13 protein-coding genes are annotated in these 13,201 nt (G+C 55.9%); all 13 read right to left on the bottom strand.

Annotated features, from left to right (window positions below; all coding sequences use genetic code 11):
• Positions 1–14: 14 nt before the first annotated feature.
• The 13 genes from pstS to rsmG all read right to left on the bottom strand — a co-directional run bounded on the left by pstS (position 15) and on the right by rsmG (position 13,191).
• Positions 15–1,058, bottom strand: coding sequence for a phosphate ABC transporter substrate-binding protein PstS (gene pstS, locus LB453_RS22070; RefSeq protein WP_103797094.1), 1,044 nt, complete (start codon positions 1,056–1,058; stop codon positions 15–17).
• Between the two features lie 324 nt (positions 1,059–1,382).
• Positions 1,383–3,212, bottom strand: a complete 1,830-nt coding sequence (glmS, locus tag LB453_RS22065) for a glutamine--fructose-6-phosphate transaminase (isomerizing) (protein WP_103797093.1) — start codon at positions 3,210–3,212, stop codon at positions 1,383–1,385.
• Positions 3,213–3,360: 148 nt separating this feature from the next.
• Positions 3,361–4,731 carry a bifunctional UDP-N-acetylglucosamine diphosphorylase/glucosamine-1-phosphate N-acetyltransferase GlmU gene (gene glmU / locus LB453_RS22060; RefSeq protein WP_103797092.1) on the bottom strand — a complete coding sequence of 457 codons (1,371 nt, stop codon included), beginning with the start codon at positions 4,729–4,731 and terminating at the stop codon, positions 3,361–3,363.
• Positions 4,732–4,888: 157 nt separating this feature from the next.
• Positions 4,889–5,308, bottom strand: coding sequence for a F0F1 ATP synthase subunit epsilon (locus tag LB453_RS22055; RefSeq protein WP_033755408.1), 420 nt, complete (start codon positions 5,306–5,308; stop codon positions 4,889–4,891).
• A 24-nt stretch (positions 5,309–5,332) separates the two neighbouring features.
• A complete protein-coding gene (gene atpD / locus LB453_RS22050; protein ID WP_103797091.1) occupies positions 5,333–6,730 on the bottom strand; it encodes a F0F1 ATP synthase subunit beta in 1,398 nt (465 codons plus the stop codon).
• Positions 6,731–6,759: 29 nt separating this feature from the next.
• Entirely contained in the window at positions 6,760–7,626 is an 867-nt protein-coding gene (atpG, locus tag LB453_RS22045; RefSeq protein ID WP_103797090.1) for a F0F1 ATP synthase subunit gamma, read from the bottom strand.
• 52 nt (positions 7,627–7,678) lie between these two features.
• Positions 7,679–9,220: a F0F1 ATP synthase subunit alpha gene (atpA, locus tag LB453_RS22040; protein WP_103797089.1), complete on the bottom strand. Its 1,542-nt coding sequence runs from the start codon at positions 9,218–9,220 to the stop codon at positions 7,679–7,681.
• Between the two features lie 14 nt (positions 9,221–9,234).
• Positions 9,235–9,768 (bottom strand): F0F1 ATP synthase subunit delta, encoded by a 534-nt coding sequence (atpH, locus tag LB453_RS22035; protein ID WP_103797088.1) that lies wholly within the window; start codon positions 9,766–9,768, stop codon positions 9,235–9,237.
• A gap of 14 nt (positions 9,769–9,782) precedes the next feature.
• On the bottom strand, positions 9,783–10,253 hold the full coding sequence (atpF, locus tag LB453_RS22030; protein ID WP_033755393.1) for a F0F1 ATP synthase subunit B: 471 nt from the start codon (positions 10,251–10,253) through the stop codon (positions 9,783–9,785).
• Positions 10,254–10,364: 111 nt separating this feature from the next.
• The gene (atpE, locus tag LB453_RS22025; RefSeq protein WP_003849523.1) at positions 10,365–10,604 is read right to left on the bottom strand and encodes a F0F1 ATP synthase subunit C; all 240 of its coding nucleotides are present in this window, start codon (positions 10,602–10,604) and stop codon (positions 10,365–10,367) included.
• 48 nt (positions 10,605–10,652) lie between these two features.
• Positions 10,653–11,471 carry a F0F1 ATP synthase subunit A gene (gene atpB / locus LB453_RS22020; RefSeq protein WP_103797087.1) on the bottom strand — a complete coding sequence of 273 codons (819 nt, stop codon included), beginning with the start codon at positions 11,469–11,471 and terminating at the stop codon, positions 10,653–10,655.
• Between the two features lie 8 nt (positions 11,472–11,479).
• Positions 11,480–11,860: a F0F1 ATP synthase subunit I gene (gene atpI, locus LB453_RS22015; protein WP_103797168.1), complete on the bottom strand. Its 381-nt coding sequence runs from the start codon at positions 11,858–11,860 to the stop codon at positions 11,480–11,482.
• A 713-nt stretch (positions 11,861–12,573) separates the two neighbouring features.
• Positions 12,574–13,191: a 16S rRNA (guanine(527)-N(7))-methyltransferase RsmG gene (gene rsmG / locus LB453_RS22010; RefSeq protein WP_103797086.1), complete on the bottom strand. Its 618-nt coding sequence runs from the start codon at positions 13,189–13,191 to the stop codon at positions 12,574–12,576.
• Positions 13,192–13,201: the final 10 nt, after the last annotated feature.

Below are 13,201 nucleotides of genomic sequence, written 5' to 3'. Positions count from 1 at the left end.
CCGGAGTTGTTCACTTACTGGTAGAGCGCTTTGCCTGAACTGTCTTTGATGTTGGCTTTCCAGGCGTCGCGGATCTGCTGAGTTACGCTATCCGGCAGGGTGGCGTAATCCAGGCTGTTCGCGGTTTTGTCGCCGTTTTTGTATGCCCAGTCGAAGAATTTCAGCACTTCGCTGCCCTTCTCGGCGTTAGCCTGATCTTTGTAGACCAGAATGAAGGTGGTAGAGGTGATCGGCCACGCATCATTGCCTTTCTGGAAGGTCAGATCCTGCGCAAAGGATTTGCTCCAGTCTGCGCCTTTCGCCGCATTAGAGAAGCTGGTTTCGCTCGGAGCGACCGGCTTGCCGTCGGCGTCCACCAGTTTGGTGTAGGTCAGGTTGTTCTGTTTGGCGTAGGCGTACTCCACATAGCCGATGGAGCCCGGCAGACGCTGTACAAACGCCGCGACGCCGTCGTTGCCTTTGCCGCCCAGACCGGCCGGCCAGTTAACGGTGTTGCCTTTGCCGATTTTGCTGTTCCACTCTTCGTTAACCTTCGCCAGGTAGCTGGTGAAGACGAATGAGGTGCCGGAACCATCCGCGCGGCGCACCACGTTGATGTTGGTATCTGGCAGTTTCACGCCGGGGTTCAGCTTAGTGATTGCCGCGTCGTTCCACTTCTTGATTTTGCCCAGGTAGATATCGCCGACGGTTTTGCCGTCAAGCGTCAGTTCGCCTGATTTCACGCCCGGGATGTTGACGGCCAGCACCACGCCGCCGATAACGGTCGGGAACTGAAACAGGCCGTTTTTCTGCAGGTCTTCATCTTTCATCGGCGCATCTGACGCGCCAAAATCCACGGTTTTCGCGATGATCTGCTTAACGCCGCCGGATGAACCGATGCCCTGGTAGTTGATTTTGCTACCGGTGGCTTGCTGATATTCTGCTGCCCACTTGGCATAAACCGGTGCCGGGAAAGTCCCGCCCGCGCCCGTCAGATCGGTGGCTGCAAAGGCAGAAACCGCGCTTACGGCAAGAGTGGCGGTAAGGATTCGGGCTACGGTGCTACGCATCAGTGTCATGTTCCCTCCAGGGGAGTTAATCTCAGGCTCGGAGCCGTTGTAGTTGGAGTCAGTGATTGCTGCAGGAGGGAAAATAGGACAGTTTGATGACAGTGAAATGTAGGAAATATGACAGATTTATGACACATACAGCGAAGCTGAAATCTATCGAAGGAAAAGACTAAAAGATGTTGAAGAGCTGAAAAGAGAGCAGCAGAGCCTGACAAAGCAGCTTGAAGATAAGGATCGGCAAATAAGCGAACTGCAGCGCACGGTTGACGACCTTAATCGCAAAGTCCACTGATAAAAAAGAGCCGCTCCAGCAAGAGAGCGGCTCGTTAGCGGTTACTCGACCGTCACTGACTTCGCCAGGTTACGCGGCTGATCCACGTCGGTGCCTTTAATCAGCGCGACGTGATAGGAGAGCAGCTGCAGCGGCACGGTATAGAAGATTGGCGCGATCACCTCTTCTACGTGCGGCAGGGAGATAATCTTCATGCCGTCGCTGTCGCTGAAGCCGGCGTCCTGATCGGCAAACACGTACAGCAAGCCGCCGCGCGCGCGCACCTCTTCAATATTGGACTTCAGCTTCTCCAGCAGCTCGTTGTTTGGCGCCACCACGATAACTGGCATATCAGCGTCAATCAGCGCCAGCGGGCCGTGCTTCAGCTCGCCAGCGGCGTAGGCTTCCGCATGGATATAGGAGATCTCTTTCAGCTTCAGCGCCCCTTCCATGGCGATCGGATATTGATCGCCGCGGCCGAGGAACAGCGCGTGATGCTTGTCGGAGAAATCTTCCGCCAGCAGCTCAATGCGTTTGTCCTGCGCCAGCATCTGCTCGATGCGGCTCGGCAGCGCCTGCAGGCCATGCACGATATCGTGCTCAAGCTCGGCCGACATACCGCGCAGGCGGCCCAGTTTCGCCACCAGCATCAGCAGCACGGTGAGCTGCGTGGTGAACGCCTTGGTTGAGGCGACGCCGATTTCGGTGCCCGCTTTGGTCATCAGCGCCAGATCGGATTCGCGCACCAGCGAAGAGCCAGCCACGTTACAGATTGCCAGCGAGCCGAGGTAGCCCAGCTCTTTGGAAAGACGCAGCGCCGCCAGCGTATCGGCCGTTTCGCCAGACTGCGACAGGGTGATCAGCAGGCTGTTTTTACGCACCGCAGATTTGCGATAGCGGAATTCAGAGGCGATCTCGACGTCGCAGGGGATATTCGCCAGCGATTCGAACCAGTAGCGCGCCACCATACCGGAGTTGTAGGAGGTGCCACAGGCGATGATCTGAATATGCTCAACCTGGCTCAGCAGGGTTTCTGCATTGGGTCCCAGCTCGCTGAGATCCACTTCGCCGTGGCTAAAACGACCGGTTAAGGTGTTTTTGATCGCCATCGGCTGCTCGTAAATCTCTTTCTGCATATAGTGGCGATAGATGCCTTTATCGCCCGCGTCATACTGTACGTTCGATTCAATCTCGGCGCGCTGCACCGCGTTGCCCGCGCGATCGACGATAGTGACGTCGCGACGGCTGATCTCGGCAATATCGCCCTCTTCCAGATAGATAAAGCGGCGCGTCACCGGCAGCAGCGCCAGCTGGTCAGAGGCGATAAAGTTCTCGCCAACGCCGCGGCCAATCACCAGCGGGCTGCCGGAGCGTGCGGCCACCAGCAGCGACGGATCGCGGCTGTCCATGATCACCATGCCATAGGCGCCGCGCAGCTGCGGGATAACGCGCAGCACCACTTCACGCAGCGACCCACCCTGTTTCTGCTCCCAGTGCACCAGATGCGCCACCACTTCGGTGTCGGTTTCTGAGGTGAAACGGTAGCCGCGTTCAATCAGCGCTTCACGCAGCGGCTCATGGTTTTCAATGATGCCGTTATGCACCACGATGATCTGCTCTGAGACGTGCGGATGCGCGTTGGCCTCCGACGGCTCGCCGTGCGTTGCCCAGCGCGTATGGGCGATGCCGGTACCGCCGATCAGCGGATGCTGCTCAGCGGCCTCTGCCAGCATCTGTACTTTGCCGACGCGACGCAGGCGCGTCACGTGGCCCTGACGATCAACCACGGCCAGACCGGCCGAATCATACCCGCGATACTCCAGGCGACGCAGCCCTTCCAGCAGAATCTCTGCGATATCGCGCTGCGCTACTGCACCTACAATTCCACACATAAATGTTATTCCTGACCTGATGGCTTTCGGCCATCTTTCGTTGTCATACGACCTGATAACCGGCTTTGCCGGGCTCCCCGAGCCTTGTAGAGAGTGGGGATTATTATTGTGTTACTGCTGCGGCCAGCACGCGGCTGGCCGCTAAAAATTATTTTTTCTTCGCCGGACGCTGCCAGCTCGTTTTGCTGTTCTGCTCTTTGCGGTTATAAACCAGCGACGCCTCGGTGACATCTTTCATCACCGTGGTGCCCGCCGCGATAGTCGCGCCCGCCGCCACGCTGACCGGGGCCACCAGCTGGGTATCAGATCCAACAAAAACGTTGTCGCCGATAACGGTTCTGGACTTGTTCGCGCCGTCGTAGTTACAGGTGATGGTGCCTGCGCCGATATTGACGTTGGCGCCGATCTCCGCGTCGCCGAGATAGCTCAGATGCCCCGCCTTCGAACCTTTACCCAGCGTCGCCTTCTTCATTTCGACGAAGTTGCCGACGTGAGCGGCCTGCGCCAGCTCGCTGCCGGGACGCAGACGGGCAAAAGGCCCGACGGTGCAGTCGGCGGCGAGGTTCGCCTCCTCGATCACCGAATAGGGGCTGATTTCGCAGTCGTCGCCGATAACGCTGTTCCTGATGATGCAGCCCGCGCCGATTTTCACCCGGTCGCCCAGCGTGACGTCGCCCTCGATAATAACGTTGGTATCAATCTCGACGTCACGGCCGTGATGCAGCGTACCGCGCAGATCAAAGCGCGCCGGATCGCGCAGCATAACGCCCGCCAGCAGCAGCTTTTCTGCCTGCTCGCTCTGATAAACCCGCTCCAGCGTCGCCAGCTGCAGACGGTTGTTCACCCCGTCGGTTTCGCTGACGCGCGCCGGATGCACCGCGTTGATCTGACGCCCTTCCTGATGGGCCAGCGCAATAATATCGGTGATGTAGTATTCACCCTGCGCGTTGTTATTGGTGAGCTGCGCCAGCCAGCGCTTCAGATCGCCGCCGTTGGCAATCAGGATGCCGGTATTGATTTCCGTGATTTTCAGCTGCTCGGGCGAAGCATCTTTCTGCTCCACAATCCCGACGATGGCGCTATTTTCACGCACGATGCGTCCGTAGCCGCTGGGATTATCCAGCACCACCGTCAGCAGGCCGATGCCGCCAGCGGGTCTGGCGTCGCGCAGACGCTGCAGCGTCTCCTGAGAGATCAGCGGCACGTCGCCGTACAGCATCAGAATATCTTCGTCGTCAGCGAACGCGGGGGCGGCCTGCTGCATTGCGTGGCCGGTGCCGAGCTGCTCCGCCTGCAGCACCCAGTTAAGCGACGGCTCGGTCAGCGTCGCCTTCAGGCGGTCGCCGCCGTGGCCGTAGACCAGGTGAATATGCCGCGCGCCGAGGCCGGTTGCGGCGTCGATCACGTGCTGAACCATGGGTTTTCCTGCAAGAGTATGCAGAACTTTGGGCAGATCGGAATACATACGGGTACCCTTGCCGGCAGCAAGGATCACCACGCTCATTGCGCTGTTAGACATAACCATCCTGACAGAGTTTTTGACATGCGAAAGTTAAACGGTTTACCTCTGAGATTACTACATTTTTCTCAGGTCGAAATTAGGCGCGCGCAGCCTGAAGCGCGGGCAAAAAAAATGCCAGCCCGAGGGCTGGCATTTCGTGACGCATAAAGCCTGATTACATCGCTTTTTTGGTCAGCTCGATCACGCGCAGTTTAGCAATGGCTTTCGCCAGCTCCGCAGAGGCCTGAGCGTAGTCCACGTCGCCGTGGCTGCTGTTCATATGCTCTTCTGCTTTGCGTTTCGCTTCCAGCGCACGCGCTTCGTCCAGGTCGGTACCGCGGATAGCGGTATCCGCCAGAACGGTGGTGCTGCCCGGCTGCACTTCCAGCACGCCGCCAGAGAGGTAGATAAACTCCTCTTCGCCGTGCTGTTTCACGATACGGATCATTCCAGGCTTGATGGCAGTCAGCAGCGGGGCGTGGCCAGGGAAAATACCCAGCTCACCTTCGCTACCTGACACCTGAATTTTCTGCACCAGGCCAGAGAACAGCTGTTTCTCTGCGCTGACGACGTCCAGGTGATAAGTCATAGCCATATCTGTCCTCCCGGGAAACCGTTATTACAGTTTCTTCGCTTTTTCCACGGCTTCTTCGATAGCGCCGACCATGTAGAAAGCCTGCTCCGGCAGATGGTCGAACTCGCCGTCCATAATGCCTTTAAAGCCACGGATAGTGTCTTTCAGCGTAACGTATTTACCTGGCGCACCGGTGAAGACTTCAGCAACGAAGAACGGCTGAGACAGGAAGCGCTGAATCTTACGCGCGCGTGCCACCAGCAGTTTGTCGTCTTCAGACAGCTCGTCCATACCGAGGATGGCGATGATGTCTTTCAGTTCCTGGTAACGCTGCAGCAGAGACTGCACGCCACGAGCAACGTCGTAGTGCTCCTGACCCACGACCAGCGGATCCAGCTGACGGCTGGTGGAATCCAGCGGGTCAACGGCCGGGTAAATACCCAGAGACGCGATCTGACGGCTCAGGGTAACAGTTGAGTCCAGGTGGGCGAAGGTGGTCGCCGGAGACGGGTCAGTCAAGTCATCCGCAGGGACGTAAACGGCCTGTACGGAGGTGATTGAACCGGTCTTGGTGGAGGTAATACGCTCCTGCAGCACGCCCATCTCTTCGGCCAGCGTCGGCTGATAGCCTACCGCTGACGGCATACGACCCAGCAGTGCAGATACTTCCGTACCGGCCAGGGTGTAACGATAGATGTTGTCGATGAACAGCAGAACATCGCGGCCTTCGTCACGGAATTTTTCCGCCATGGTCAGACCGGTCAGTGCAACGCGCAGACGGTTACCCGGCGGCTCGTTCATCTGACCATACACCAGCGCAACTTTGTCGATAACGTTAGAGTCGGTCATTTCGTGGTAGAAGTCGTTACCCTCACGAGTACGCTCGCCCACGCCGGCAAATACCGAGTAACCTGAGTGCTCAGCCGCGATGTTACGGATCAGCTCCATCATGTTTACGGTTTTACCTACGCCCGCGCCGCCGAACAGGCCGACTTTACCGCCCTTGGCGAACGGACACATCAGGTCGATAACCTTGATGCCGGTTTCCAGCAGTTCCTGCGAGTTGGACTGGTCTTCATAAGAAGGCGCTGCGCGGTGAATAGAGGAGATCTCTACTGCACTGCCGTCTTCTTCTTTCAGCTCGCCTTTCATGTCGATCGGCTCGCCCAGCACGTTCATGATACGGCCGAGGGTCGCTTTGCCCACCGGAACCTGGATCGGTTTTTTCAGGTCAGCAACTTCCAGACCGCGCTTCAGGCCGTCAGAAGAACCCATGGCGATGGTACGAACCACGCCGCCACCCAGCTGCTGCTGAACTTCCAGCACCAGACGAGCATCACCATTCTGAACCTCAAGGGCGTTGTACACTTGCGGTACCGCGTCCTGAGGGAATTCGACGTCAACTACGGCGCCGATAATCTGGACAATCTTTCCAGCTGCCATCTTGAATCCTCTACCTAATTCTTACCTGGTTAAACCGCGGAGGCTCCCGAGACGATCTCGGTGAGTTCCTGGGTGATGCTGGCCTGACGAGCTTTGTTGTAAACCAACTGCAGCTCTTTGATCAGATTTCCGCCGTTATCGGTTGCGGCTTTCATCGCCACCATACGCGCGGCCTGTTCGCTGGCCAGGTTTTCCACCACACCCTGATAAACCTGCGATTCGACGTAACGACGCAGCAGGGTATCCAGCAGCGCTTTCGGATCGGGTTCGTACAGGTAATCCCAGGTCTTCGCCTTCATCTCTTCTTCACCTTCCGCTGGCGGTAACGGCAGCAGTTGGGTAATGGTCGGAGTCTGAGACATGGTGTTATTAAACTTGTTGCTAACGACATACAGCTTGTCGATGCGACCTTCGTCGTAAGCCTGCAGCATCACTTTTACCGGGCCGATCAGATCGGACAGGGAAGGTTTATCTCCCATGCCGGTGACCTGCGCCACGATGTTGCCACCTACGGAGCTGAAGAACGCCAGACCTTTAGAACCGATAATCGACAGATCGCTCTGCACGCCTTTATCGGACCAGGCTTTCATATCTGCCAGCAACTTTTTGAACAGGTTAATGTTCAAACCACCACAAAGCCCGCGGTCAGTCGAAACGACCAGGTAGCCGACGCGCTTAACGTCGCGCTCTTCCAGGTAAGGGTGCTTGTATTCCAGATTCCCTAACGCAAGGTGACCAATCACTTTGCGCATGGTGTCTGCATACGGACGGCTGGCCGCCATGCGTTCCTGCGTTTTACGCATTTTGGAGGCGGCGACCATTTCCATCGCTTTGGTGATTTTCTGCGTGTTTTTCACGCTTCCAATCTTGTTACGTATCTCTTTTGCGCCGGCCATTAGCTTCTCCTCAAAGCCTTGCGGCCTGCCTTTTCAGACAGGCCGCCAGACATTACCAGGACTGGGTTGCTTTAAACGTGTCGAGCAGGCCTTTCAGCTTCGCTTCGATATCGTTGTTGTAGTTACCAGTTTGGTTGATTTCCTGCATCAGGTCAGCGTGATCGCGGTCCGCGAACGCCAGCAGTGCAGCTTCGAAGCTAAGGATTTTCGCCAGTTCTACGTCGTTCAGGTAGCCGCGCTCGGCAGCAAACAGCACCAGACCCTGTTGCGCGACGGACATCGGCGCATACTGTTTCTGTTTCAGCAGCTCGGTCACTTTCTGACCGTGGCTCAGCTGTTTGCGGGTCGCGTCATCCAGATCGGAAGCAAACTGCGAGAACGCAGCCAGTTCACGATACTGTGCCAGCGCGGTACGGATACCACCGGACAGTTTCTTGATGATCTTGGTCTGAGCAGCACCACCAACACGCGATACGGAGATACCTGGGTTAACCGCCGGACGAATACCGGAGTTAAACAGGTTCGATTCCAGGAAGATCTGACCATCGGTAATAGAGATTACGTTGGTCGGAACGAACGCGGAAACGTCGCCCGCCTGGGTTTCGATGATCGGCAGCGCGGTCAGTGAACCGGTTTTACCTTTAACTTCGCCGTTGGTGAAACGCTCAACGTAGTCAGCGCTTACGCGTGACGCACGCTCCAGCAGACGAGAGTGGAGATAGAACACGTCGCCCGGGAATGCTTCTCGGCCCGGCGGACGGCGCAGCAGCAGAGAAATCTGACGGTAAGCGACAGCCTGCTTAGAGAGGTCATCGTATACGATCAGCGCATCTTCGCCGCGGTCGCGGAAGTATTCGCCCATGGCGCAGCCGGAGTAGGGCGCCAGGTACTGCAGTGCAGCAGATTCAGATGCGGACGCAACAACCACGATGGTGTTAGACAGCGCACCGTGCTCTTCCAGCTTACGCACCACGTTAGCGATGGTAGAGGCTTTCTGGCCAATCGCGACGTACACGCACTTAATGCCGGAATCGCGCTGGTTGATGATCGCGTCGATCGCCAGCGCGGTTTTACCGGTCTGACGGTCGCCGATGATCAGCTCACGCTGGCCACGACCGATTGGAATCATCGCATCGACAGATTTGTAACCGGTCTGAACCGGCTCGTCGACTGACTGACGGTCGATAACGCCCGGTGCGATCACTTCAACCGGCGAGAAGCCGTCGTTTTCGATCGCGCCTTTGCCGTCGATTGGTGCACCCAGAGTGTTCACCACGCGGCCCAGCAGGCCACGACCGACCGGCACTTCCAGAATACGACCGGTACACTTAACCTTCATGCCTTCGGCGAGGTCAGCGTACGGGCCCATAACCACAGCACCGACAGAGTCGCGCTCGAGGTTCAGGGCGATAGCGTAACGGTTGCCCGGCAGGGCGATCATCTCACCCTGCATCACATCGGCCAGGCCGTGTACGCGGATGATACCGTCGCTTACAGAAACAATTGTACCTTCGTTGTGAGCTTCGCTCACGACATTGAACTGAGCAATGCGCTGCTTGATCAGTTCGCTGATTTCGGTGGAATTCAGTTGCATATGCTCCAGTCCCCTTAAGACTGCAAGGCGTCTGCCAGACGCTCGAGACGGCCGCGCACGCTGCCATCAATCACCAGATCACCCGCACGGATGATCACGCCTGCCATGACAGACTTATCAATTTTGCAATTCAGCTTAACTTTGCGTGACAGACGTTTTTCCATCGCGGCGCTGATTTTAGTCAGCTGGCTGTCACTCAGCGTACCGGCAGAAATCACGTCCACCTCCGCAGTCGCCTCATAGGCGTCGCGCAGGTGAATGAACTGCTCGAGTACAGCTGGAAGCGCTGTCAAACGTCCGTTCTCAGCCATAACCTTAATCAGGTTCTGACCGTGTTCATCTAATTGATCGCCGCAGACGGCAATGAAAGAAGCCGATAACGCTTCCGGCGCCAGCGCGCCAGATAGAAGATCGGCCATTTGCTCATTGCGTGCTACGGTCGCGGCAAACGCCAGCATGTTTTGCCAGCGCTCGATGCTTTGATGCTCAACAGCAAAGTCAAAAGCTGCTTTGGCGTAGGGGCGAGCTACAGTAATCAGTTCAGACATCAGCCCCTCCCTCCTTACAGTTCAGCGACCAGTTTATCAACGATGTCGCTGTTAGCAGCTTCATCCACGGAACGTTCGATGATCTTCTCGGCGCCAGCCATTGCCAGCAACGCGACTTGCTTACGCAGCTCTTCGCGGGCACGTTTACGCTCGGCGTCGATTTCAGCCTGCGCCTGCGCCACGATGCGGTTACGTTCGTTCTCGGCTTCAGTTTTCGCTTCGTCCAGAATCTGAGTACGGCGTTTGTTCGCCTGCTCGATAATGACCTGAGCTTCTTCTTTAGCTTTCTTCAGCTGGTCGGTCACATTGGCCTGCGCGAGATCCAAATCTTTCTTCGCGCGCTCAGCAGAAGCAAGGCCTTCAGCAATTTCTTTCTGGCGCTTTTCGATGGCAGCCATAATCGGCGGCCATACGTACTTCATGCAGAACGCGACGAACAGGATAAACGCGATGGCCTGGCCGAGGATTGTTGCGTTAATGTTCACAGCACAATGCCTCTAATTAAGTAGTTAACTTTTCTGCCGATATCTGAACGATAAGCGGCAGAACCGTTCATCATCGCACCCGGTGCCATGATGAACCAGGAGCGACAGGCTTTAGGCGACAGCAAACATCACATAGAGACCCAGACCAACAGCGATCATCGGGATTGCATCCACCAGACCCATTACAACAAAGAACTGCGTACGCAGCAGAGGGATCAGATCCGGCTGGCGCGCGGCGCCTTCCAGGAATTTACCTCCGAGGATGCCGATACCGATCGCAGCACCGATTGCCGCCAGGCCCATCATCACAGCGGCAGCCATGTACAGCAGATCCATATTCAGGTTTTCCATGACAGTCTCCAGTTTGTTTCAGTTAAACGCTTAGTGTTGAGAAAAAAATCAATGTTCTTCAGATGCCATCGACAGATAGACAATCGTGAGGACCATGAAAATGAAAGCCTGCAACGAGATGATCAGGATGTGGAAAATGGCCCACGGCACATTCAGCACCCACTGCGACCACCACGGCAACAGACCGGCAATAAGGATAAAGATCAGCTCACCCGCATACATGTTGCCGAACAGTCGCAGACCGAGTGAAACCGGTTTGGACAGCAGGCTAACACCTTCAAGAATCAGGTTGATGGGGATGAAGATCGGGTGATTAAAAGGCTGCAGCGTCAGCTCTTTCGCGAAGCCGCCTACACCTTTCATTTTGATGCTGTAGAACAGAATCAAAATAAATACGCCCAACGCCATAGACAGCGTGATGTTCACGTCTGCGGACGGCACGACGCGAAGCGACGGCAGGCCCAGCCAGTGCTCGCCGATATACGGCAGCAGATCGATAGGCAGCAGATCCATGAAGTTCATCAGAAAGACCCAGACGAAAATCGTCAGAGCCAGCGGGGCGATAAGTTTGCTTTTACCGTGGTACATGTCGCGCACGTTGCTGTCAACGAAGCCGACAACCAGTTCGATAGCAGCCTGCATTTTCCCTGGCACGCCGCTGGTAGCGCTCTTCGCCACTTTGCGGAACAACACCAGGAAGATGAATCCCAGCACCAGAGAGAAAAACATAGAATCGATATTTAATACCCAAAACGTCGCGGGAGCGTCGTGAGCATTCACTAACTCGAAGGTACGCAGGTCCAACTGAAGATGCGTCAGATGGTGACCGATGTACTCTTGAGGAGTTTGAGTTTCTCCTGCAGCCATGATGCCTTTTACCCTTTGTTGTTAATTACCGCCGGTGCCAACATCTGAACCACCAGCACCGATAACCAGGTTATCCCGAGCGGCCAGAAAACCACCCTGAAAACACCCAACGCCACAATGAGCAACACGATGGTTGCGATGACTTTGCCGATTTCGCCGAGAGCGAAACTCCACGCAACCCGTCCGGAAGCCGGGGATTGCCCTTGCAGGCGCCAGGCTAAAAACATGAACAACACGTTCGGCAGCCAGGCTGCCGCTCCGCCAGCCAGCGCAGAGACGCCCCAGGTGACATCTTTCAGGGCAAAGAGAGCGCCGATGATGACAACAGTCACCAGCTGGATACCCAGCACGGTTCGGGCGAATTTTACACTGTAAAGAGACACTGACATGGCGCTGTTACTCCCCTGCCCCATAAGGGGTATGTCGCGTGTCGTATAAGACTGCCTTTACTCACTCGAGTCAAGCAGCAAAAGCCGTGCAAATTATACGGGCCGCACCTGCGATTTCAATCCGTAAGTAGCCAAAAGGTGAACAATTATTTAAATTTCTTTCCGAACGGCTATTTTTCCAAAGATTGCCAGGCGAAATTATGGACCTGCGCCGCACTTATCTGGCTTCCGCCTTGCGTTTAAAGCGTGCTTTAGATCACATTCTAAACAGCGCTGCGCCATCTAAATTTGGCGACGAGCAACAACGGTGTCTATTATGCCGCCGTTAAAGCCTTAAAAAACAGCAGGATAATATTTTACCCTCGTCAGGCTGCCCTTATTTTCGATAAAAACAGCTGATTGACATCTCAGAGTGTCGCAAGAACGTTAAATTGATATTACGCACGCGGAGTTATTATCCTGATATATTTTCCCGCGTGATTATCTGGCTGCCTGACTGAAGCGGTAGAAGTGATCTACCTGATAAATAAATGTGAATTATTCGTTAAATGTAACAGAGCTTTTCGGATAATTTCCGCCAGGCCTGTTAACGTTATTTCCCGGCCTTCAGGATAAAAATTGCGTTGCCCGGCGAAATCAACTGCCGATTTTTTGCACAGAGATTTTGATAAGCCAAACGCGCAGGAACGCCTTAATCCCTGCGCTTTTAAGGGCTATTGGCGTCCGATAACCACCAGGTGACGTTCACCATCCAGCTCCGGCACCTTTAACGCTTCCACAGCAATCAGACGAAAACCGGCAGGCAGGCTGGCGATCTCATCGTCGGGACGCACGCCTTTCAGCGCATAAAATTGCCCCTGCGCAGAAGGCAGATGATGACACCAGTTCACCATATCCTGCAGCGAGGCGAACGCACGGCTGATAACGCCGTCGAACGGCGGCTCGGACGGAAACACCTCTACCCTGCTCTGCACCGGCGTAATGTTGCTTAAGCCCAGCTCGTGCTGGACCTGACGCAGAAAACGCACGCGCTTGCCCAGGCTGTCGAGCAGCGTAAAGTGCGCCTGCGGCAGCACGATAGCGAGTGGGATGCCCGGCAGGCCCGGTCCGGTGCCGACGTCAATAAAGCGTTCGCCTTTAAGATGAGGCGCCACCACGATGCTGTCGAGAATATGGCGCACCAGCATCTGCTGCGGATCGCGCACCGAGGTCAGATTGTAGGCTTTGTTCCACTTGTCCAGCAGGCCGACATAGGCGACCAGCTGCTCTTTTTGTTGATCGGAGAGGGAAATACCGGCTGCCTTAAGCAGCGAAGTGAGTTTTGTGATCACAGCATAAATC

It is taken from the genome of Pantoea agglomerans (assembly GCF_020149765.1).
Classification (GTDB): Bacteria; Pseudomonadota; Gammaproteobacteria; order Enterobacterales; family Enterobacteriaceae; genus Pantoea; species Pantoea alvi.
Note: the sequence above shows the minus strand (reverse complement) of the source record. Positions and strands in the feature narration are given on the sequence as shown.